This is a genomic window from Acidovorax sp. Leaf160 (assembly GCF_001424265.1).
GTDB lineage: Bacteria > Pseudomonadota > Gammaproteobacteria > Burkholderiales > Burkholderiaceae_C > Paracidovorax.
This window is the reverse complement of record NZ_LMOV01000004.1, coordinates 40,862-61,363: the sequence shown is the minus strand read 5'-3', so window position 1 is coordinate 61,363 and position 20,502 is coordinate 40,862. Positions and strand designations below refer to the sequence as shown.

The window sequence follows — 20,502 nt, the reverse complement described above, 5'->3', positions numbered from 1 at the left end:
GGGCGCACAGGCCCGGAGTAGGAGCATTCTAGGTAGTTGTACGACAACTGGCCGCGCCCACACGCGTCAGCCTGCTGCACGGAATCCCCGCCCCGAGCGATCCGGCATTCTGCTATTATTTTGATAGCTATATCGCCTTATTTATCAAGCGCAGGAGCCCGATTGGACGCTTGATTTGGGGTGGTCACCCGCGGTTACGCACTGTGGCACCATGCGCCCGCCCGAGTCCCCCTCCTGCAATTGCCTTCGCCCCGGCCATGTCCCAACCTCCCCCACGCCCCGGTGGCGACACCGCGTGCGACCCCGCCCGGCGCCCCGCCACGCCCCCTCCGCCGCCGTCCGCAGCCGCCACTGCGCTGGCGCAGGAGCCCCCGCCGTTCCCGCCACTCGCGCAGGCCTGGCGCTTCTGGCTCAAGCTCGGCTGCATCAGCTTCGGCGGGCCGGCCGGGCAGATCGCGCTGATGCACGAGGAGCTGGTGGAGCGGCGGCGCTGGATCTCGGAGCGGCGCTTCCTGCACGCGCTCAACTACTGCATGCTGCTGCCCGGCCCCGAGGCGCAGCAGCTGGCCACCTACATCGGCTGGCTGCTGCACCGCACCGGGGGCGGCATCGTGGCCGGGGCGCTGTTCGTGCTGCCCTCGCTGGTGCTGCTCATCGGCCTGTCGTGGCTCTACATGGCGCATGGCGACGTGCCGGTGGTCGCGGGCGTGTTCTACGGCATCAAGCCCGCCGTCACCGCGCTGGTGGTGCAGGCCGCCTGGCGGGTGGGCGGGCGCACGCTGAAGAACGGCTGGCTCTGGGGCATCGCCGTGGCGGCCTTCGTCGCCCTCTTCGCGCTGGAGCTGCCGTTCCCGCTGATCGTGCTGGGCGCCGCGCTGATCGGGCACCTGGGCGGCAGGTTCGCGCCGCGATCGTTCATGGCGGGCAGCGGCAGCAGTGGCGGCGGCGGCGGCGCGGGGCAGGGCGCTCCTGCAGCGCTTCCCGCCCTCATCGACGACGACACCCCCACGCCGCCGCACGCGCGCTTCAGCTGGCCGCGTTGCCGCGCCGTGCTGCTGTTGGGCGGCGGCCTGTGGCTGGCGGCCATGGCCGCACTGGTGGCGCTGCAGGGCTGGCAGGGCACGCTGACGCAGATGGGCTGGTTCTTCACCAAGGCCGCGCTGCTGACCTTCGGCGGCGCGTATGCCGTGCTGCCCTATGTCCATCAGGGTGCGGTGGAGCACTTCCACTGGCTCACCGCCACGCAGATGATGGACGGGCTGGCGCTGGGCGAAAGCACGCCCGGCCCGCTGATCATGGTGGTGGCCTTCGTGGCCTACGTGGGCGGCTGGACGAGCGCCGTGTTCGGCCCGGGCGCCCTGCCGCTGGCCGGCGCGGCGGCCGCCATCGTGGTGACCTTCTTCACCTTCCTGCCCTCGTTCGTGTTCATCCTGCTGGGCGGGCCGTTCATCGAATCCACCCATGGCCAGCTGCGCTTCGCGGCGCCGCTCACGGCCATCACCGCCGCCGTGGTAGGCGTGATCGTCAACCTGGCCGTGTTCTTCGCCGTGCATGTGCTGTGGCCGCAGGGCCTGGGCGGGCGCTTCGACACGGCCAGCGCCGTCATCGGCGTGCTGGCCGGCGTGGCGCTGATGCGGCTGAAGTGGGGCGTGCTGCCGGTGCTGGCGCTGGCGGGGCTGGCCGGCGTGGGCTGGCGGATGCTGCTGGCGGGCGGCTGACGGCCCCGGCCCCGGCGGCCGCCGTGGCGGCGGCGGCACCCACGGCGGGCCGCAGCCGCGCCACGAACTCCCGCGCCGCCGCGCTGCGCGAAGCGCCCCGGCGCCACAGCACGCCCGCGCGGCGCACGGTGGCGGGGTCGGTCAGCGCGATGGCGCGCATGCCCGGGCCGGCCTGGCCGGCAGCCCGCTCGGCCGCGATGGTGGCCAGCGGCCCGCTGCGGCAGGCATGCAGCAGCGCGTCCACCGATTCCATCTCCACCCGCACCAGCGGCGCGATGCCGGCCTGCGCGAAGGCCGCGTCGATCATGCGCCGCGTGGCGAAGCTCTGCGGCAGCAGCGCCAGCGGCACGCCGGCCAGTTCGCGCAGGCGCAGGCTGCGGCGGCGCGCCAGGGGGTGGCCGTCGTGCACCACCAGCTGCAGCCGCTCGTCGAACAGCGGTTCGGCCTCGATCTCGCTGCGGTGCGCGGGGTGGAAGGAGATGCCCACGTCGAGCCGGCCGGCGATGAGCTGCTCTTCGATCGGGCCGCCCCGCAGATCGCGCACCACCACCTGCACGCCGGGGTAGGCCGCGCTGAAGGCGGCCACCGCGTCGGGCACCAGGTGCGTGAGGAAGGTGGGAATGACGCCCACCGTGAGCGTGCCGGCCTGCAGCCCCGCCATGTCGGCCAGCGCCATGCGGCCGGCTTCCAGCTCCTGCAGCGCGCGCGCCGCGTGGCTGCGGAAGGCCATGCCGGCCTGCGAGAGCTTCAGCCCCCGCCCCAGCCGGTCGAAGAGCGGCAGGCCGAGTTCGGCCTCCAGCTGCCGCAGGCCGTGCGACAGGGTGGACTGGGTGACGAAGAGCGCGTCGGCCGACTAGGTGAGGTGCTCGGTCTCGGCCACGTTCAGGAAATAGCGCAGCTGGCGCAGTTCCATGCAAGCCTCCTGATGGGGGAAATGGGTGGAGCGTCCACCATTCGATGCCATCGAACGATGCGTCCCATATATATCATTGGAACACGGGGTGGCCTGGCGATAAGGTGACCCACCATGACCACCTCGCTTCCTGCCGGCCTGCGCATCGAGCGCATCGAGGCCCGCATCCTCGACATCCCCACCATCCGGCCGCACAAGTTCTCGTTCGGCGCCATCCACCGCCAGAGCCCGGTGGTGGTGCAGCTGTGGCTGGCGGGCGGCGCCTGCGGCTTCGGCGAGGCCGCCACCATCGGCGGCCCGTCGTGGAACGAGGAATCGCCCGAATCCATCCTGCACGCCATCACGCAGTACCTGGGCCCCGCCGTGGCCGGGCAGGACGCGGGCCGCTTCGAGCAGTTGCTGGCGCGCATGGACGCGGTCTGCAAGGGCAACCGCTTCGCCAAGAGCGCGGTGGAGATGGCTGCCATCGACGCCGTGGCGCGTTCGCTGGGCCTGCCCGCCTGGCAGCTGCTGGGCGGCAAGCAGCGCGAGAGCCTGCCGCTGGCCTGGACGCTCGCCAGCGGCGATTCGGCCCGCGACGTGGACGAGGCCGAGCGCATGCTGGCCGCGCGCCGCCACCGCATCTTCAAGCTCAAGATCGGCGCGCGTGCACCGGCGGACGACGTGGCCCACGTCACGCGCATCGCGCGCGGCCTGGACGGGCGCGCCGACATGACGGTGGACATCAACCAGGCCTGGGACGGCAACACCGCGCGCCGCTACGTGCCGCAGCTCATCGACGCAGGCGTGAGCCTGATCGAGCAGCCCGTCGCGCAGTGGAACGTGGAGGCGCTGCGCCAGCTCACCGCCGGCCTGCCCGCCGGCGCGCTGGTGATGGCCGACGAGACCGTCTGCACGCCGCAGGACGCGATGCTGCTGGCCCGGCAGGGCGCCTGCCACGTCTTCTCGCTGAAGGTGGCCAAGCATGGCGGCCTGCTGCGCACCCGCGCCGTCGCCGCGGTGGCCGAGGCGGCCGACATCGGCTGGTACGGCGGCACCATGCTGGAGACCTCGCTCGGCAGCGCCGCGTCGGCCCACGTCTTCGCCACCCTGGCCGGCACGCACCACAACTGCGAGCTGTTCGGCCCCCAGCTGCTGGTCGACGACATCGTCGCCGCGCCCATGGAGGTGCGCGACTTCGCACTGCAGCTGCCCGACGGCCCCGGCTTCGGCGTGGAAGTGCTGCCCGAAGCGCTGCAGCGCTTCGACCGCGCCCGCGAAGGGCTGGCCGCGGTGCACGTGGACATGGGCCGCCACACCGCGGGCGCCCCGGCGCCGGCCGGCCCGGCCCCGGCCCCGGCCCCGACCCCGGCCCACGCACCCACGAACTGAGGGCCGGCGGCACGGCAGCCGCGCCCCCCCTGCAAAACAAATCAACGACCCATCCCTCTGGAGACAAGCACCATGGCCCCGTTCATCACCCCCGATTCCCGGCCCAGCCGCCGCCGCACCCTGGCTTTCGCAGCCGGCGCGGTCGCCACCGTCGCTGCGGCAGCCTTCCTGCCCGCCCCGGTCCACGCACAGCCGGCGGACGCGGCGGCCTGGCCCGCCAAGCCCATCCGCTGGGTCGTGCCCTTTCCGCCCGGCGGCGCCATGGACGTGATCGCCCGCACCCTGGGCGAGCGCGCCGGCCGCGCCCTGGGACAGCCCTTCGTGATCGAGAACCGCCCCGGCGCGGGCGGCAACATCGGCGCGGACGCCGTGGCCAAGTCGCCGGCCGACGGCTACACCATCATGATCACCTCCATCGGCATGGCGACCAACAAGGCGCTCTACGCCAAGCTCAGCTACGACCCGGTGAAGGACTTCGCGCCCATCAGCCTGCTGGCCGTGGTGCCCAACGTGCTGGTGGTGAATGCCAACAGCCCCGACAAGACGGTGGCCGACGTGATCGCGCACGCCAGGCGCGATCCGGGCAAGCTCACCTACGCCTCGGCCGGCAACGGCACATCCATCCACCTGGCGGGCGAGGTGTTCGCGTCCATGGCCGGGCTGAACCTGCTGCACGTGCCGTACAAGGGGAGCGGTCCGGCCGTCACCGACATGCTGGGCGGGCAGGTGGACCTGATGTTCGACAGCATCACCTCGGCCGCACCGCACATCCAGTCCGGCAAGCTGCGCGCGCTGGGCGTGACCAGCGCCAGGCGGTCGGCCACGCTGCCGGGCGTCCCGACCATCGCCGAAGCGGGCGTGCCGGGCTACGAAGTCTCGCCCTGGTTCGCGGTGTTCGCCCCGGCCGGCACGCCCGCGCCCATCGTGCAGAAGCTCAACACCGCCCTGCTGGACGCGATGAAGCAGCCCGACACCCAGGCCCGCTTCGACGCCATCGGCGCCCAGCCCATCGGCAGCACGCCCGCCGAGCTGGCCGCCCATGTGGACAAGGAAATGGCGCGCTGGGGCAAGCTGATCAAGGAACGCAACATCCGCATGGATTGAGCGGGGGCGGGCGTGGGCGGGAGCGCCTGGCGCCGGCCCCGGTGGGCTGTCCGACAAGCGGGAGAGCCCCCCTCCGATGCGCGCGCAGCCGTGCGGCGCCGACACTCCGCCGGATGAAATTACGAGCCTCCTGCACCCTCACCCTGCGCGTGTCGCATCCCACGCCCGTTGTGGCCATCCTCCGGCCGCGCAGCGGCACCGCCCAGTGGCTCGAACACGAGAAGTACAGCCTGGAGCCCTGGGTCCCGTGCTCCGAATTCGTGGACGCGTTCGGCAATCTCTGCCAGCGCTTCATCGTCGCGCCCGAGGGCATCCAGGTCGGCGTGGAGATGACCGTCATGGTCGAAGACCAGCTGGCGGTGGATGAGGAAGCCGCCTGGGTGCCCGTGTCCGAATTGCCCGACGAAGCGCTGGCCTACCTGCTGCCCAGCCGCTACTGCCCCAGCGACAAGATGGAGGAGAAGGCCTGGGAGATCGTGGGCGACCAGCCGAGCGGCTACCGCCAGGTGGAGGCCATCCGCGCCTGGATCCACGAGAACATCCGCTATGCGTACGGAACGAGCACCTCTACCACCGACGCCTGCGACACCCTGGCCGACCGCACGGGCGTCTGCCGCGACTTCTCGCACCTGGGCATTTCGCTGTGCCGGGCGCTGAAGATTCCGGCGCGCATGGTGGTGGGCTACCTGCACGAGCTGGACCCGATGGACATGCATGCCTGGTTCGAGGCCTATGTGGGCAACCGCTGGTACACCTTCGACGCGACGCAGCCCCAGCCGAAGGCGGGGCGCATCGTGCTGGCCTACGGACGGGACGCGGCCGATGTGGCGTTCATCTCCGACTACGGCAAGCGGCCGCTGGAGATCACGGCGATGAGGGTGGAAGTGAGCAAGGTGTAGGCCCGCGTCGCAGGGCCTTCGGCCGGCGCCGGCCCTGCCGTCACGGCAGGCTCAGATCCATCCCCAGATGCCTGGCCAGCGCGAACGCCAGCCACAGCAGCAGCGCGAGCGCCACCAGGAAGGCCACGCCCAGCTTGGCGGCGGTGATGAGCAGTGCGCGCTTGTCCGTCTTCTTCTTGTCCTGGTCGTAATGCCATTTGACGGCGAAGAACATGCAGGTGCCGAAGACGAGCACCTTGAACGTCACGAAAACTACCGGGATCCAGTCGATCATGGGATGCGAGGCTCTGTGAGGTGGGCAGCGGGGAAGGGGACGCCGTGAGGGCGGGAATGCCCCAGCGGGCCAGCGCCGCTGCGGTTTCGTGACATGGTACGGAGAGGCAAGATCCATACATTGCCAGACAACGACGCCAGCCACCCATCCGCCCACCCCCCCCCATGCAAGACGACCGCCCGCCCCTCTGGTTGCCGACACTGGCCGCGCACGGCGGCCCCCGCTTCCTGCAGATCGCCGATGCGTTGCAGGCGGCCGTGGAAATCGGGGCGCTGCGGCCGGGCGACCGGCTGCCGCCGCAGCGCCAGCTGGCGCTGCAGCTGGGCGTGGACCTGACGACCATCACCCGCGCCTACGACGAGGCCCGGCGCCGCCAGCTGCTGGAAGGGCGGGGCGCCCACGGCAGCTACGTCGCCGCGCCCCGGTTCGAGCGGGGCCTGCTGCTGGACCTGAGCATGAACATTCCGCCACCGCCGGAGGGCGTGGACTTCGACGGGCTGGTGCGGCAGGGCCTGTCGCAGGTGCTGCTGGGAGCCGACAGCGCCCTGCTGATGACCTACCAGCTGGGCGGCGGCAGCGAGGCCGACCGCCGCGCCGGCGCGCAGTGGCTGCGCCCCATGCTGGGCACGGTGGATGAAGGCGAGGTGGTCGTCTGCCCCGGTGCGCAGGCGGCCATTGCCGCGCTGATGCTGGCGCTGACGGAGCCGGGCGACGTGATCCTGGCGGAGCCCTTCGGCTACCCCGGCCTGATGGCCGCAGCGGCCCAGCTGGGCCGCCGTGTCGAGCCGGTGCCCGCAGACGCGCACGGCATGCTGCCCGACCGGCTGGAGCAGGCCTGCCGCCAGCACCGGCCGCGGCTGCTGTACCTGAACCCGACGCTGCAGAACCCGACCGCCGCCACCATGCCGCAAGACCGGCGCCAGGCGCTCGCGGGCATCGCCCGGCGCTGCCAGGTCCGCATCGTCGAGGACGACCCGTACTGGCTGCTCGCCGAGGCCCCTCCCCCGCCCATCGCCGCGCTGGCGCCGGACCAAGCGGTGTATCTCTCGACCCTGTCGAAGTGCCTGACGCCGGGCCTGCGCGTGGCCTTCGTGCTGCTGCGCGACCCGCAAGAGCGCAGCCGCTTCCTCGCCGCGCTCAGGTCCTTCGCGCTGATGGCCACGCCGTTGACCGCCGCCCTGGCGACGCAGTGGATCCTGGATGGTTCGGCCGCCCGGCTGGTGGCGGGTGTGCGCCAGGAGGCGCGCCTGCGCCACCGCATGGCGGGCGACGTGCTGGCGGGGCGCTATAGCGGCGGCGGCGACGGCCTGCATGCGTGGCTGGAGTTGCCGGGGTACTGGAGTCCTTCGCAGCTGGCGCAGGCCTGCCGCGAGGAGGGCATTGCCGTCATGCCGGCGGAGGCGTTCAAGGCCGGCAGCGCGGGCGGGGCGTCGAACGCCATCCGGATCTCGCTGGGCAGCGTGCAGCACCGCGAACGCCTGCGGGCGGCTCTTGGCAGGCTGTCCGATCTGCTGGCCCGGCAGCCCGGCCCGCTGCAGACAGCCGCGCCGTCATGACCCCACCCCCTCCAGCCCCACCTGGAACACCCGCGTGAAATCGCAGCACGACTGCGCCAGCATGATGACCGACCCCGCCAGCGCGCTGCGCTGGTCGCCCCGCACCATGGCCACATAGGGCACGGGCGGCAGGGGCGGGTGCACGTCGATCTCGGCCAGCATGCCGGCGGCGACCAGGGGAGCCAGGCAGTGGCGGGGCAGGTAGCTCACGCCCAGGCCGGACACGGTCAGCCCGGCCAGGGCGATCAGGTTGCTGACCACCAGGGTGTCGGCCGGCTCCACGCCGCGTTCGCGCAGCCAGGCGTCGTAGAGGCGGCCGGTGCCGGAGGCGTTGCCCTGCACCAGCAGGCGATGGGCGGCCAGGTCGTGCAGGCGCACGGGCCGGCGCCTGGGCGGCACGGGCACCAGGCCGGGGCGGCACATCCAGGCGCTTTCGACCTGGCCGACGGGCTGGGTGGACAGGCGGCCGTCGGTGAAGGCGTCGGGCACGATGATCAGGTCGAGCGCGTCGGCCAGCAGCTTGTCGCGCAGGGGCAGGCTGCCGTCCACGTCGGGCTCCAGCGTGACCTTGGGATAGTGTTCGCGCACCAGCCCCACCAGGCGCGGCAGCCAGGTCATGGCGGTGAGTTCGGTCACGCCAATGCGCAGGCGCCGCTCGATCACCTCGGGCTTGCCGAACTGCTCCACCGCCGCGTCGCGCTCGCGCAGCAGCTTGCGCGCCAGCATGAACATTTCCTCGCCCTTTTCGGTGAGCCGGGCGGTGCGCTGGCTGCGGTCGAAGAGGGCGGTGTCGAAGCTCTGCTCCAGCTCGTGCACGCGCTTGGAGATGGCGGACTGCGTGGTGTGCAGCTTGCGCGCCGCCGGCGCGAAGCCGCCCAGCTGGGCGATCCAGTAGAGGGCTTCGAGCTGCTTGTAGGTCATCATGGCGGGTTCAAACGATCGCTTTTACTCATGCGATTCGAGCACAAAAAATCGCTTTTTGAAACGTTGGGCGACTTCCACAATGGGCTGCATCCATCCCGTGCTCGCGCCCCCTGCGGCGCACGGCCTTCACGCCACCGGGCCCGCCGGCCGCACCGTCCCCATCGCGGGCCCCTACCGGAGCTTCGTCCCATGACCTCCCGCCGCCTCGCTTCCTCCGCCCTGGCCGCCCTGCTGGGCGCCTGCCTGCTGGGCCCCGCCGCCGCGCAGCCGCAAGACATCGACACCCTGGCGCGCATCAAGCAGACCGGTGTCATCACCATCGGCAGCCGCGACAGCTCGATTCCGTTTTCGTACACCCCCAAGGGCGGCAGCGAGCCGGTGGGTTTCTCCAACGACATCTGCCTGAAGGTGGTCGATGCGATCAAGGCCAGGCTGGGCCTGCCGGCCTTGCGGGTGCAGTACACGCTGCTCAATTCGCTCAACCGCATTCCGCTGATGCAGAACGGCACGGTGGACCTGGACTGCGCCACCACCACCAATTCGGTGGTGCGCCAGCAGCAGGTGGCGTTCGCGCCCAGCCATTTCGTGGCGGGCATCACCGTGGCGGTGAAGAAGGATTCGGGCATCAACACGCTGGCCGACCTCTCCGGCAAGACGGTGGCCACGGTGTCGGGCAGCACCTCGGTGCAGCTGCTGCGCACCTTCAAGCGGGCCGAGGCGGTGGACGTGCGCGAGATCACCGGCAAGGACACGGCCGACGCCTTCCTGCTGCTGGCCAACGGCCGCGCCGACGCCTACGTGCTGGACGACGTGCAGCTGGCCGGCCTGATCGCCACCTCGCCCAACCCGGGCGACTACCGCATGCTGCGCGACGTGGTGCTGCGCCAGGAGCCCTACGGCATCATGATGCGCAAGAACGACCCGCAGTTCGAGGCCGTGGTGGACGAGGCCGTCACGCAGCTGATGAAGAGCGGCGAGATGGACCGCCTCTACGCCCGCTGGTTCACCCAGCCCATCCCGCCGGCCAACGTGAACCTGAACTTCCCCATGACGGACGCCGTGCGCGAGGCCTTCCGCAACCCCAGCAAGAAGGGCGTGTGATGGCCGGCCACGACGACGCGATCGCGGCCCGCTACCCGCAGGGCCTGCTGTTCCCCGAAGCGGTGATGCGCCAGGTGCGCGAACGCTTCCTGCAGGTGGACCACAACCATGCGGGGCGGCCGCGCATGTACTTCGACAACGCGGGCGGCTCGTTCCGCCTGAAGGCGGCGGTGGAGCGCTTCGCGCAGATCGACGCCGTGCCCGACAACACCGAGCGCATCCACCCGGTGGCGCGCGAGCTGCAGGCCATCCAGGCCGCCGGCTCCGACGACCTGCGCATGATGCTCAACGCCCAGGGCGGCAGCGTGCATGCGGCGCTCACGGCCTCGGGCGCCATGTTCGAGATGGTGCGCGCCATCGCGCTGAACGTGCCGGGCACCAACCTGGTCACCACGGTGCTGGAGCACCCCTCGTCGTACGACGCGATGGAGCGCTACGCTGCCGAGACCGGGCGCGAGCTGCGCGTGGCGCCCAGCAACCCGGCCACGGGCGGCGTGGACGTGGACGCCGTGGTGCGGCTGGTGGATGCGGACACCACGCTGCTGAACGTGATCTACGCCTCCAACATCTCGGGCGCCAAGCTGGACCTGGAGCGCATCGTGGCCGCGGCCCGCGCCATCAAGCCCGACCTCTACATCGTGGTGGACGCCGTGCAGCACGCACCGCACGGCCTGATCGACCTGCAGAAGACGCCGGTGGACGGCATCAACATCGCGCCCTACAAGTTCTTCGGCTGCCGGGGCTCGGGCCTGGCGTGGCTGTCTCGGCGTGCCGCCGCGCTGCCGCACCACAAGCTGTCGGCCAAGCCGGAAGGCTTCTGGGACCTGGGCAGCTCCTCGCCCTGGCAGTTCGCCGTGGTGACCGAGATCGCCGACTACGTCTGCTGGCTGGGCCGGGAGGCGCTGCGGGAGCTGCCGGAGCTGGCCGCTGCCCTGCAGCCTGACGGTGCCGCCGAGCCCTCGCGCCGGGCCCTCTTCGCGGCCGGCATCGAACGCATCATGCTGCACGAGCGCGCCCTGCTGGCGCGCCTGTTGGAGGGCGACGGCGCCGCCCGCCCCGGCCTGCGCGGCATGCCCGGCGTGCAGGTGTTCCTGGACCATCCCGACCTGACGCTGCGCGATCTGATCATCGCCATCGGCATCGACGGCGTGGATTGCACGCAGGCCGTGCACGCATACGGCCTGCGCGGCGTGACGGTGTATGAGCGCAGCGTGGCGAGCCTCTATTCGCGGCGCATGCTCGATTCGTTCGGGCTGACCGGCGCGGTGCGCGTGTCGCCGTTGCACTGCCACACGGCCGGCGACGTGGACGCCTTCCTGCGGGTGACCGAGGAGATCGTACAGGCGCAGCGAGGGGCGCCTGTTTTTGAATCGAATCGGGCTTCAGCGCTGGTGCAATAAGGGCATCATGCTATTATTTTAATAGCATGATGCCTGCCGCGCCCGCCGACCCCGCTTCAGGCCACCGGCTGGCTGGGGCGAAAGTACGCGGCGTTGTAGTTCTTCACCGCCCCCGTGTCCGGGTCGAAGGCCAGGCGTTCGGTCAGCGTCTCCAGCGGCTGGCCGTACAGGTGGAAGTGCAGCGTGGGCTCGGTGCCCACCACCGCGATGCTGTGGATGTCGTCGCCCAGGAAGGCGATGGGCGTGCCGGGCTGCACGGTCACTTCGCTCGCCAGCTGGATCCGCGCGCGGGCCGGGTCGCTGCGGTCGTCGGTGCGCTCATACAGGCGGTTCACTTCCTGGCCCCGCACCGCCACGATCACGGCCCAGGTGGTGTGGTTGTGCGGCGCGGTGGTCTTGCCGGGGTTGATGGCATTGAGATAGAGCGCCAGGCCCGCATCGCCGTCCTCGGGGTTGAGGCGGTAGCGGGTGGAAGCGCCCACGCCTTCGGTCACGGCGGGCGGGGGAAAGTCGGCGTGGGTGAACAGGTCGTCGCGGGCGGCCAGTTGCTCCAGCCGGGCCGCGATGGCCGCAAGCGTGGCGCGGTAGGGCACAGTGGCGGTGGCCGTCAGGCGGCGCACGTCGGCCAGCACGGCAGCGACGGCCTGGCGGCGCTGATCTGCCCTGGCCGGCGCAGGGGACGAAGCGGCGGCGGTGGCGAAGGGGATACCGGTCATGCAGGAGCCTCCGAACGAATGGTGAACCGGACAAGGCGGCAATGCGGGCGGTGGCGCCGCCCAGTCGGCCGGCCGCACGCCGGGCCAGGAGCGTGGTGGTTGCAGGCAGCGCGTCACCGCACCGGCAAATTATTCAACGATTCTTAGCCGCCCGGCCCCGGGGCGCGGCCCGCCCCAGGCACCTGCCGATAATGCGGCGCTCATGTCGTCCACGCCACCCCTGCTGTCCCGCCGCCGATGCCTGCTGTGGCCGGGCTGCGTGCTGGCCGGCCCGCTGCTGGCCGGCTGCGGCACGCCCGCGACCACCAGCCGCGGCGAGGTGCAGGCGGCCGCGATCTCGCCCACCGAGCTGGCCCAGTCCGACGTGAACCGCATGGCGACCATCGCCATGCGCGCCAACCTCGACAGCCTCTACCTGCTGATGGACAAGCTCTACCGCCGCAACCCGGCCGAATGGCGCAAGGGGCTGGAGCCCGGCCAGCTGCCGGGGCGCATCCTGGCGGGGCAGCGCGTGCGCGACGCCGTCGAGCAGCGCACGCCCTGGCCGGCGCTGCAGGGCCGGCGCGACATCGCCGCCCTGGCGCTGGCGCTCAGCCCCGAATTCACCGGCGACCGGGTGGCGGCGGTGACCTGCGCCACGGCCGACATGCTCATCACCGCGCACGGCGGCAAGACCGAATTCTTCCTGATCGACAGCCTGGATGCGCAGCACCTCTACAACGCCGCGCGCAACGTGGAAAGCGCCGTGTGGCTGATCGCCCAGCGGCGGGGCGCCGACGGCCGCCCGCTGCTGCTGGCCGACGAGATCGGGCCCGACGGCCGCAACCTGAGCTTCGAGCGCGAGTTCGGCAAGATCATCGCCCGCCTCGACCTGCTGGCCGGCGTGGTGGCCGAGAAGCTGCGCCGCGCGGCCATCAGCTACGTGCAGGGGCTGGTGGGCGGCACCTTCCTGCAGTTCCTGCCGGTGCGCTGAGCCCGGCACCGGCGGCCCGCACGGCGCGGCATCGCGCCCTGCGGCTTCACTTAAAATTCCGCCTTCCCCCCGAGGAGCGTTGCAGCGCCCGCCCCGTCCCGTGTTCCGCCGGACGCGGCGGCGTCAGGCTCGGGCTGGAGCTGGCACCGCCCCCCAACGACGCTCACCTGTTTGTTGTTCCCATTCCCGAACCGATTGCACAGGTGAGCCTGATGTCCGCTGTTTCCGTCCCCCCCATGAAGCTGTCCGGCCTGGAGCCCGTCTCCATCGGCGAGGGCACGCTGTTCGTCAACATCGGCGAGCGCACCAACGTCACCGGCTCCAAGGCCTTCGCGCGCATGATCCTCAACGGCCAGTACGAAGAGGCCTTGGCCGTGGCGCGCCAGCAGGTGGAGAACGGCGCCCAGGTGATCGACATCAACATGGACGAGGCCATGCTCGACAGCCGTGCGGCCATGGTGCGCTTCCTGCAGCTGATCGCCTCGGAGCCCGACATCGCGCGCGTGCCGATCATGGTGGACAGCTCCAAGTGGGACGTGATCGAGGCCGGGCTGCGCTGCATCCAGGGCAAGGGCATCGTCAACTCCATCAGCATGAAAGAGGGCGTGGAGAAGTTCAAGCACGAGGCGCGCCTCGTGAAGCGCTATGGCGCCGCCGCCGTGGTGATGGCCTTCGACGAGGTCGGTCAGGCCGACACGTACGCCCGCAAGATCGAGATCTGCGAGCGCGCCTACCGCGTGCTGGTCGACGAGGTGGGCTTTCCGCCCGAGGACATCATCTTCGACCCGAACATCTTCGCGGTGGCGACGGGCATCGAGGAACACAACAACTACGCGGTCGATTTCATCGAGGCCACGCGCTGGATCAAGCAGAACCTGCCGGGCGCCAAGGTGTCGGGCGGGGTGTCGAACGTCTCCTTCAGCTTCCGCGGCAACGACCCGGTGCGCGAAGCCATCCACACCGTATTCCTCTACCACGCCATCAAGGCGGGCATGGACATGGGCATCGTCAACGCCGGCATGGTGGGCGTGTACGACGACCTGGAGCCCACCTTGCGCGAGCGCGTCGAAGACGTGGTGCTGAACCGCCGCCCCGACGCCGGCGAGCGGCTGGTGGAGATCGCCGAGACGGCCAGGAGCGGCGCCAAGGACGAGAGCAAGAAGCTCGAATGGCGCGGCACGCCCGAGCACCCGAAGACCGTGGGCGAGCGCCTCTCGCACGCGCTGGTGCACGGCATCACCGACTTCATCGTGGAAGACACGGAAGAGGCCTACCAGGAGATCCTGGCCAAGGGCGGCCGCCCGCTGCACGTGATTGAAGGCCCGCTGATGGACGGCATGAACGTGGTGGGCGATTTGTTCGGCGCGGGCAAGATGTTCCTGCCGCAGGTGGTGAAGAGCGCGCGGGTGATGAAGTCCGCCGTGGCGCACCTGATCCCCTACATCGAGGAAGAAAAGCGCCAGGACGAACTCGCTGGCCGCGACGTGCGCAGCAAGGGCAAGATCGTCATCGCCACCGTGAAGGGCGACGTGCACGACATCGGCAAGAACATCGTCACCGTGGTGCTGCAGTGCAACAACTTCGAGGTGGTGAACATGGGCGTGATGGTGCCCTGCCACGAAATTTTGGCGCGCGCCAAGGTCGAGGGCGCGGACATCGTGGGCCTGTCGGGCCTGATCACGCCCAGCCTCGAAGAGATGCAGTACGTGGCCGGCGAGATGCAGAAGGACGAGCACTTCCGCATCAAGAAGATTCCGCTGCTGATCGGCGGCGCCACCTGCTCGCGCGTGCACACCGCCGTCAAGATCGCGCCGCACTACGAAGGCCCCGTCGTCTACGTGCCCGATGCCTCGCGCAGCGTGAGCGTGGCGCAGAGCCTGCTGGGCGACGGCGTGGACAGCTACGTGCAGGAGCTGAACGCCGACTACGACAAGGTGCGCACCCAGCACGCCAACAAGAAGCAGACCCCGCTCTGGCCGCTGGCCAAGGTGCGCGCCAACAAGACGCCCGTCGACTGGGCGGCCTTCCAGCCCACCGTGCCGCGTGCGCTGGGCCGTCGCGTGTTCAGGAACTTCGACCTGGCCGAGCTGGCCCGCTACATCGACTGGGGCCCGTTCTTCCAGACCTGGGACCTGGCCGGCCCGTACCCCGCCATCCTGACCGACGAAGTGGTGGGCGTGGAAGCCACGCGCGTGTTCGCCGACGGCCAGGCCATGCTGAAGAAGATCATCGAGGGCCGCTGGCTCACGGCGAGCGGCGTGATGGCGCTGCTGCCTGCCAACACCGTGAACGACGACGACATCGAGTTCTACACCGACGAGACGCGCACCGAAGTCGCCATGACCTGGTATGGCCTGCGCCAGCAGGCCGAGAAGCACACCATCGACGGCGTGACGCGCCCGAGCCGGTGCCTGGCCGACTTCGTCGCGCCCAAGGAAAGCGGCATCGCCGACTACGCGGGCCTCTTCGCCGTGACCGCCGGCCTGGGCGTGGAGAAGAAGGAAAAAGCCTTCATCGACGCGCTGGACGACTATTCGGCCATCCTGTTCAAGAGCCTGGCCGACCGCCTGGCCGAAGCCTTTGCCGAATGCCTGCACCAGCGCGTGCGCACCGACCTCTGGGGCTATGCGGCGGGCGAATCGCTCACCAACGACGAGATGATCGCCGAGCGCTACAGCGGCATCCGCCCCGCGCCGGGCTACCCGGCCTGCCCCGACCACAGCGCCAAGACGGAGCTGTTCCGCGTGCTGCAGTGCGATGAGATCGGCATGACGCTGACGGAAAGCCTGGCCATGATGCCGGCCGCCAGCGTGAGCGGCTTCTACCTGGGCCACCCGGAGAGCGCCTACTTCAACGTCGGCAAGATCGGCGAAGACCAGCTGCACGACATGGCCCGGCGGCGCGGCATGGAAGAAGCCGCGCTGGCGCGGCTGCTGGCGCCGAATCTCTGAGCGGCGCCCCGCCTGCCGCACCCGTTTTGCCCTGTCGCCCTGTTGCCCTTTTGCCCTTTTGATGTTCCACCCGTAGTAGAGAGAAGACACCCTGTGACCGACGCCACGCAACGCCCCGAACTGCCCGACCACCTCTCCGTCGATCCGCGCAGCAAGTTCCATGTTCCCGCCGTGTTCGAGCACGACATCGGCATTCGCTTCAACGGCAAGGAGCGCTTCGACGTCGAGGAATACTGCGTGAGCGAAGGCTTCATCAAGGTGCCGGCCGGCAAGACGCTGGACCGCAAGGGCCGGCCGCTGATGATCACGCTCAAGGGGACGGTGGAAGCGTTCTACAAGTGAGTGCCCGTGCGCGCTGGCGGATCGACACGGACCGTCCGTTCGGGCTGAGCCTGTCGAAGCCAGGGCGCGAACGCGAGTCAACCTGGCCTCCGCAGGCCAGAAGATCGCACCGCCGCGCTGCGCGCGGCCCCACCCTCACACCCGCTCGAACACCGCCGCGATCCCCTGCCCGCCGCCGATGCACATCGTCACCAGCGCGTAGCGCCCGCCGGTGCGGTGCAGCTCCGCCACGGCCTTGGCGGTGATGATGGCGCCGGTGGCGCCCACCGGGTGGCCCAGCGAGATGCCCGAGCCGTTCGGGTTCACTTTCGCCGGGTCCATACCCAGCTCCTGGATCACGGCGCAGGCCTGCGCGGCGAAGGCTTCGTTGGCTTCGATCACGTCCATGTCCTGGATGCTGAGGCCCGTGCGCTGCAGCACCGCGCGCGTGGCGGGCACCGGGCCGATGCCCATGTAGGCCGGGTCCACGCCCGCATGCGCGTAGCCCACCAGGCGCGCCAGCGGCTTCGCGCCCAGCCCGGCGACGCGCTCGCCCGCCACCAGCACCACGGCGGCGGCGCCGTCGTTGATGCCCGAGGCGTTGCCGGCGGTGACCGTGCCGCCGTCCTTCTTGAACGCGGGCTTCATGCCGGCCAGCGCCTCGGCCGTGGTGGCGGCGCGCACGTGCTCGTCGGTGTCGAACTGCGTCACGCTGCCCTTGCGGCCGGGAATCTCGACCGGGACGATCTGCTCCTTGAAATACCCCGCCTCGATGGCGGCAGCGGCGCGGCGCTGGCTTTCGGCGGCCAGCTGGTCCTGCTGCTCGCGGCTGATGCGGTAGCGCTCGGCCACGTTTTCGGCGGTGATGCCCATGTGCATCTTCTGCCACGGGTCGTGCAGGATGCCCAGCATGTAGTCGATGCTCTTGGCATCGCCCATGCGCGCGCCCCAACGCGCGGCGGTGTCGAAGTAGGGGCCCCGGCTCATCGATTCGCTGCCCCCGCCGATGGCCACGTCGCAGTCGCCCAGGGCGATGGCCTGCGCCGCCGACACGATGGCCTGCAGGCCCGAGCCGCACAGGCGGTTGACGTTGAAGGCGGGCGTCTCGATGGGGCAGCCCGCGTCGATGGCGGCCACGCGCGAGAGGTAGGCGTCCTTCGTGTCGGTGGGAATGACGTTGCCCATCACCACATGGCCCACGGCGTCGGCCGCGATGCCGCTGCGCTCGATGGCGGCGCGCACGGCGGTGGTGGCGAGCTGGGTGTTGGGAATCTCTTTCAGCGATCCGCCGAAGGTGCCGATGGCGGTGCGGGCGATGCTGGCGATGAAGACGTCGCGGGTGGTCATGGCTGCAGGTCTTTCGAGAATGCGTGAAGGAAGAAAAAATGTGGGCACGGCGTGCGGGCGGCGCCAGGCCATCCATCGTAGGCCCGCCGGCGCCCCAGGGCTGGCGCGTGGGTGTCAGCGGCCCTGGAAGGCGGGGGGTCGCTTGGCGAAGAAGGCCTCGATGCCGGCGGGCAGGTCGGCCGTCTGCGCGCAGGCGTTGAAGGCCTGCGCCTCGGCCACCAGCTGCGCGGGCAGGTCGCGGTCGAAGCTGGCGCGCATCAGGCGGCGCATGTGGCCCAGCGCCACGGTGGGGCCGGCGGCCAGGCGCTGGGCTAGTTCGCGCACGGCGCCGTCCAGCTCGTCCGCCGGCAGCACGCGGTTGACGAGGCCCAGGCGCAGGGCGTCGGCCGCCGTGAGCGTGTCGCCCAGCAGCGCGATCTCCAGGGCCCGGCGCAGGCCCACCTGGCGCGGCAGCGCCCATGAGGCGCCCACGTCGCAGCTGGTGCCCAGGTTGATGTAGGCCAGGTTCAGCCGCGTGCCCTCGGCCAGCAGGATGAAGTCGGCCAGCAGCATCAGGCTCATGCCGGCCCCGGCCGCCACGCCGTGCACCTGCGCGATCACCGGCGCGTCGATGGACGAGAGCAGCACCACCGCCTCGTTCAGCGGCCCGAGCAGGTCGGCCGCGCCCTGCGCGGGGCTCGCCCGCAGCGTGGCCAGGTCGCCCCCCGCCATGAAGCCCTTGCCCGCGCCGCGCAGCACCACCGCGCGCACGCTGCGGTCGGCGGCGATCTGGCGGGCGGCATCGCGCAGGGCGGCGGCCATGGGCACGTCGACGGCGTTGAGCGCGTCGGGGCGGTGGAACTGCAGCGTGACGATGGGGCCGTCGCGCTCCACGATCAGTGGGCTGATCAGTGGGCTGGCGTTGAGGCCCGCCGTGGCAGGGTCGGCACCGGGGGACGAGGGGCTGGACATCCGTTTGCTCCGAATTCAGTAGCGGCTTGCGCTTGTGTTGACTGGACTTGCAGCACGAAGGGCCCGCACGCGTTGGCAGAATGAGCGCAGGCAGCTATGGTTTTGATAGTGAAATGGCAGACACCGCGCTCAGGCGTAGAGCGCTTCGATCTCTGCCGCATAGGTTTTGTAGATGGACGAACGCCGCACCTTCATGGTGGCCGTCACCTCGCCGTCGTCGTGGTCCAGCTCCTTGGTCAGCAGGTGGAACCGGCGGATCTGCGAGACCTGCGCCAGGCGCGCGTTCCCCTGCGCGATCTCGGCGTCGATGAGGCCGCGCACCTCGGGGTGCTCGGCGAGCGAGCGGAAATGCGTGAACGCGATGCGCCGCGCCTCGGCCCACTGGCCCACGGTTTCGTAGTCGATCTGCACCAGCGCGCCGACGAACCTGCGGCCCTCGGCCACGATGATGCATTCCTTGATGTAGGGGCTGCCCTTCATCGTGTTCTCGATCTCGGACGGCGTGAGGTTCTTGCCGCCGGCGGTGATCATGATGTCCTTCAGCCGGTCGACGATCTTCAGCTGGCCGCGCTCTTCGCGCACCACGTCGCCCGTGTGCAGCCAGCCGTCCTGGAGGGTCTGCGCCGTGGCTTCTGGGTTCTTGTAGTAGCCGAGGAACACCATGTCGCCGCGCAGCTGCAGCTCGCCGCTCTCGCCGATGCGGTGCGCCACCCCGACCGTCGGCACGCCCACGGTGCCCACGGCCACGTCGTCCAGCCGGTGGCCGGTGACCATGCCGGTGGATTCGGTCAGGCCATAGACCTCGATCAGCGGCACGCCCAGCACGCGGAAGAAGCGCACCACGTCGGGCGGAATGGGCGCTGCCCCCGTGAGCGCCACGCGTGCGTTGCGCAGGCCGATGAAGTTCTGCAGGGCGCGGAACACCGTCCAGTAGCTGGCGGCGAAGGCCAGGCGCTCGCCCACGCTCCACTGGCTGCGCGGCTTTTCGGCCAGTGGCAGGCAGGCCTGGAAGGCACGCTGGAACAGCGCGCGGCGCAGGCCGCCCGTTTCCTGCACCTTGATGCTGATGGCGGCGTGCAGCTTCTCCCAGATGCGCGGAACGCCCAGGAACATGCTGGGCGCCACCTCGCGCAGGTCTTCCTGCACGGTGCGGATCGATTCGCCGAAGTTCACCTGCGAGCCCAGGTACACCGGCACGAAGCTGGTCAGCATCTGCTCGGCCACGTGGCAGAGGGGCAGGTACGACAGGTGGGTGGTGCCGCGGCCGAGCTGCAGCCGGTCCACGATGCCCGGCACCACGCCCCGGATGTTGCGGTAGCTGATCATCGCCCCCTTGGGCTTGCCGGTGGAGCCGGAGGTGTAGATCATCAGCCCCACGTCGTCGAGCGTCTGGCGGGCCAGGGCCTCGTCGATCAGTCCCTGCGCGCCGGACGCGGCGCCCAGCTGTTCCACTTCGTCGAAGGTGGCGATGCACTGGCGCACCTCGGGCGCGTAACTGCGCAGGCCCTTGGTCTCCATCACGACGATCTTCCTGATGCGCGGCAGCTGGGGCAGCGCGGCGAGCAGCTTGTCGGTCTGCTCCTGGTCTTCGCAGACCATGATCTCGATGTCCGCATGGCCCACCACGTAGGCCACCTCGCTGGTCGGGCTGGTGGGGTACACCCCGACGGTGACGGCACCCACCAGGCCCGCGCCCATCTGGGCGACGACCCATTCGATGCGGTTTTCCGCGATCACGCCCACATGTCCGCCGGCCGGCAGGCCGAGCGCGCGCAGGCCCAGGCCGAACCGGCAGGCACGCTCGTGATAGCGCGCCCAGGTGACGGGCTTCCAGATGCCGAAGTCCTTTTGCCGGATGGCGACGCGCTCGCCATCGGTGCGGGCGCGCTCGCGCAGCATCTGGGGCAGGGTGAGGTCAGTGAGGGTCATGTGCGTCGTCCGTTGCGCTGTGCCGTCCATCGGCACGGCCTGGGCTGCAGGCGC

General features: G+C 70.5%; 16 protein-coding genes, 1 pseudogene and 1 riboswitch. Of the genes and pseudogenes, 10 read left to right on the top strand and 7 right to left on the bottom strand.

Annotated elements, in window-relative coordinates:
- The first annotated feature begins 257 nt into the window (after nucleotides 1–257).
- The gene (gene chrA, locus ASF94_RS03975; protein ID WP_082492969.1) at nucleotides 258–1,718 is read left to right on the top strand and encodes a chromate efflux transporter; all 1,461 of its coding nucleotides are present in this window, start codon (nucleotides 258–260) and stop codon (nucleotides 1,716–1,718) included.
- Here the strand turns inward: chrA and cynR are convergent.
- Nucleotides 1,711–2,631: pseudogene (cynR, locus tag ASF94_RS20645) on the bottom strand (transcriptional regulator CynR); the annotation flags it as partial. The gene chrA and the pseudogene cynR sit on opposite strands and share 8 nt — an antisense overlap.
- Nucleotides 2,632–2,745: 114 nt before the next feature.
- On the opposite strand from cynR, the gene ASF94_RS03970 reads away from it, so the two are divergent.
- The 3 genes from ASF94_RS03970 (at nucleotide 2,746) to ASF94_RS03960 (ending at nucleotide 6,005) form a co-directional block, all read left to right on the top strand.
- The gene (locus ASF94_RS03970; RefSeq protein ID WP_056661897.1) at nucleotides 2,746–4,002 is read left to right on the top strand and encodes a muconate/chloromuconate family cycloisomerase; all 1,257 of its coding nucleotides are present in this window, start codon (nucleotides 2,746–2,748) and stop codon (nucleotides 4,000–4,002) included.
- Between the two features lie 72 nt (nucleotides 4,003–4,074).
- Nucleotides 4,075–5,106, top strand: a complete 1,032-nt coding sequence (locus tag ASF94_RS03965; protein WP_235505253.1) for a tripartite tricarboxylate transporter substrate binding protein — start codon at nucleotides 4,075–4,077, stop codon at nucleotides 5,104–5,106.
- 113 nt (nucleotides 5,107–5,219) lie between these two features.
- Entirely contained in the window at nucleotides 5,220–6,005 is a 786-nt protein-coding gene (locus ASF94_RS03960) for a transglutaminase family protein (RefSeq protein WP_056661894.1), read from the top strand.
- 40 nt (nucleotides 6,006–6,045) lie between these two features.
- On the opposite strand, the gene ASF94_RS03955 is transcribed toward ASF94_RS03960, so the two are convergent.
- The gene (locus ASF94_RS03955) at nucleotides 6,046–6,279 is read right to left on the bottom strand and encodes a hypothetical protein (protein ID WP_056661891.1); all 234 of its coding nucleotides are present in this window, start codon (nucleotides 6,277–6,279) and stop codon (nucleotides 6,046–6,048) included.
- A gap of 164 nt (nucleotides 6,280–6,443) precedes the next feature.
- Here ASF94_RS03955 and ASF94_RS03950 point away from each other — a divergent pair, with 164 nt between their 5' ends.
- Nucleotides 6,444–7,835 carry a PLP-dependent aminotransferase family protein gene (locus ASF94_RS03950; RefSeq protein ID WP_056661888.1) on the top strand — a complete coding sequence of 464 codons (1,392 nt, stop codon included), beginning with the start codon at nucleotides 6,444–6,446 and terminating at the stop codon, nucleotides 7,833–7,835.
- On the opposite strand, the gene ASF94_RS03945 is transcribed toward ASF94_RS03950, so the two are convergent.
- Complete coding sequence (locus tag ASF94_RS03945) at nucleotides 7,830–8,756, bottom strand: LysR family transcriptional regulator (RefSeq protein WP_056661979.1); 927 nt, start codon at nucleotides 8,754–8,756, stop codon at nucleotides 7,830–7,832. The genes ASF94_RS03950 and ASF94_RS03945 overlap by 6 nt on opposite strands.
- 192 nt (nucleotides 8,757–8,948) lie before the next feature.
- Here ASF94_RS03945 and ASF94_RS03940 point away from each other — a divergent pair, with 192 nt between their 5' ends.
- Both ASF94_RS03940 and ASF94_RS03935 read left to right on the top strand, forming a co-directional pair.
- On the top strand, nucleotides 8,949–9,860 hold the full coding sequence (locus tag ASF94_RS03940; protein WP_056661885.1) for an amino acid ABC transporter substrate-binding protein: 912 nt from the start codon (nucleotides 8,949–8,951) through the stop codon (nucleotides 9,858–9,860).
- Nucleotides 9,860–11,260 (top strand): aminotransferase class V-fold PLP-dependent enzyme, encoded by a 1,401-nt coding sequence (locus tag ASF94_RS03935; RefSeq protein ID WP_056661882.1) that lies wholly within the window; start codon nucleotides 9,860–9,862, stop codon nucleotides 11,258–11,260. The genes ASF94_RS03940 and ASF94_RS03935 overlap by 1 nt, the downstream gene beginning before the upstream one ends.
- Before the next feature lie 56 nt (nucleotides 11,261–11,316).
- Here ASF94_RS03935 and ASF94_RS03930 read toward each other — a convergent pair whose 3' ends face one another.
- Entirely contained in the window at nucleotides 11,317–11,976 is a 660-nt protein-coding gene (locus tag ASF94_RS03930) for a cysteine dioxygenase family protein (protein WP_056661879.1), read from the bottom strand.
- Nucleotides 11,977–12,178: 202 nt separating this feature from the next.
- Between ASF94_RS03930 and ASF94_RS03925 the strand changes: the two genes are divergently transcribed.
- The 3 genes from ASF94_RS03925 to ASF94_RS03915 all read left to right on the top strand — a co-directional run bounded on the left by ASF94_RS03925 (nucleotide 12,179) and on the right by ASF94_RS03915 (nucleotide 16,242).
- Nucleotides 12,179–12,949 (top strand): hypothetical protein, encoded by a 771-nt coding sequence (locus ASF94_RS03925; RefSeq protein WP_056661876.1) that lies wholly within the window; start codon nucleotides 12,179–12,181, stop codon nucleotides 12,947–12,949.
- A 65-nt stretch (nucleotides 12,950–13,014) separates the two neighbouring features.
- Nucleotides 13,015–13,121, top strand: a riboswitch (S-adenosyl-L-homocysteine riboswitch).
- Nucleotides 13,122–13,161: 40 nt separating this feature from the next.
- Nucleotides 13,162–15,900, top strand: coding sequence for a methionine synthase (metH, locus tag ASF94_RS03920; protein WP_082492968.1), 2,739 nt, complete (start codon nucleotides 13,162–13,164; stop codon nucleotides 15,898–15,900).
- 93 nt (nucleotides 15,901–15,993) lie between these two features.
- Nucleotides 15,994–16,242, top strand: coding sequence for a DUF3297 family protein (locus ASF94_RS03915; protein WP_056661873.1), 249 nt, complete (start codon nucleotides 15,994–15,996; stop codon nucleotides 16,240–16,242).
- Nucleotides 16,243–16,377: 135 nt separating this feature from the next.
- Here the strand turns inward: ASF94_RS03915 and ASF94_RS03910 are convergent, their stop codons facing one another.
- The 3 genes from ASF94_RS03910 to ASF94_RS03900 form a co-directional block, all read right to left on the bottom strand.
- Nucleotides 16,378–17,568 carry an acetyl-CoA C-acyltransferase family protein gene (locus tag ASF94_RS03910; protein WP_056661870.1) on the bottom strand — a complete coding sequence of 397 codons (1,191 nt, stop codon included), beginning with the start codon at nucleotides 17,566–17,568 and terminating at the stop codon, nucleotides 16,378–16,380.
- A gap of 114 nt (nucleotides 17,569–17,682) precedes the next feature.
- Nucleotides 17,683–18,519, bottom strand: coding sequence for an enoyl-CoA hydratase/isomerase family protein (locus tag ASF94_RS03905; protein WP_082492967.1), 837 nt, complete (start codon nucleotides 18,517–18,519; stop codon nucleotides 17,683–17,685).
- A gap of 129 nt (nucleotides 18,520–18,648) precedes the next feature.
- Nucleotides 18,649–20,448 (bottom strand): long-chain fatty acid--CoA ligase, encoded by a 1,800-nt coding sequence (locus ASF94_RS03900; RefSeq protein WP_056661868.1) that lies wholly within the window; start codon nucleotides 20,446–20,448, stop codon nucleotides 18,649–18,651.
- Between the last annotated feature and the right edge of the window lie 54 nt (nucleotides 20,449–20,502).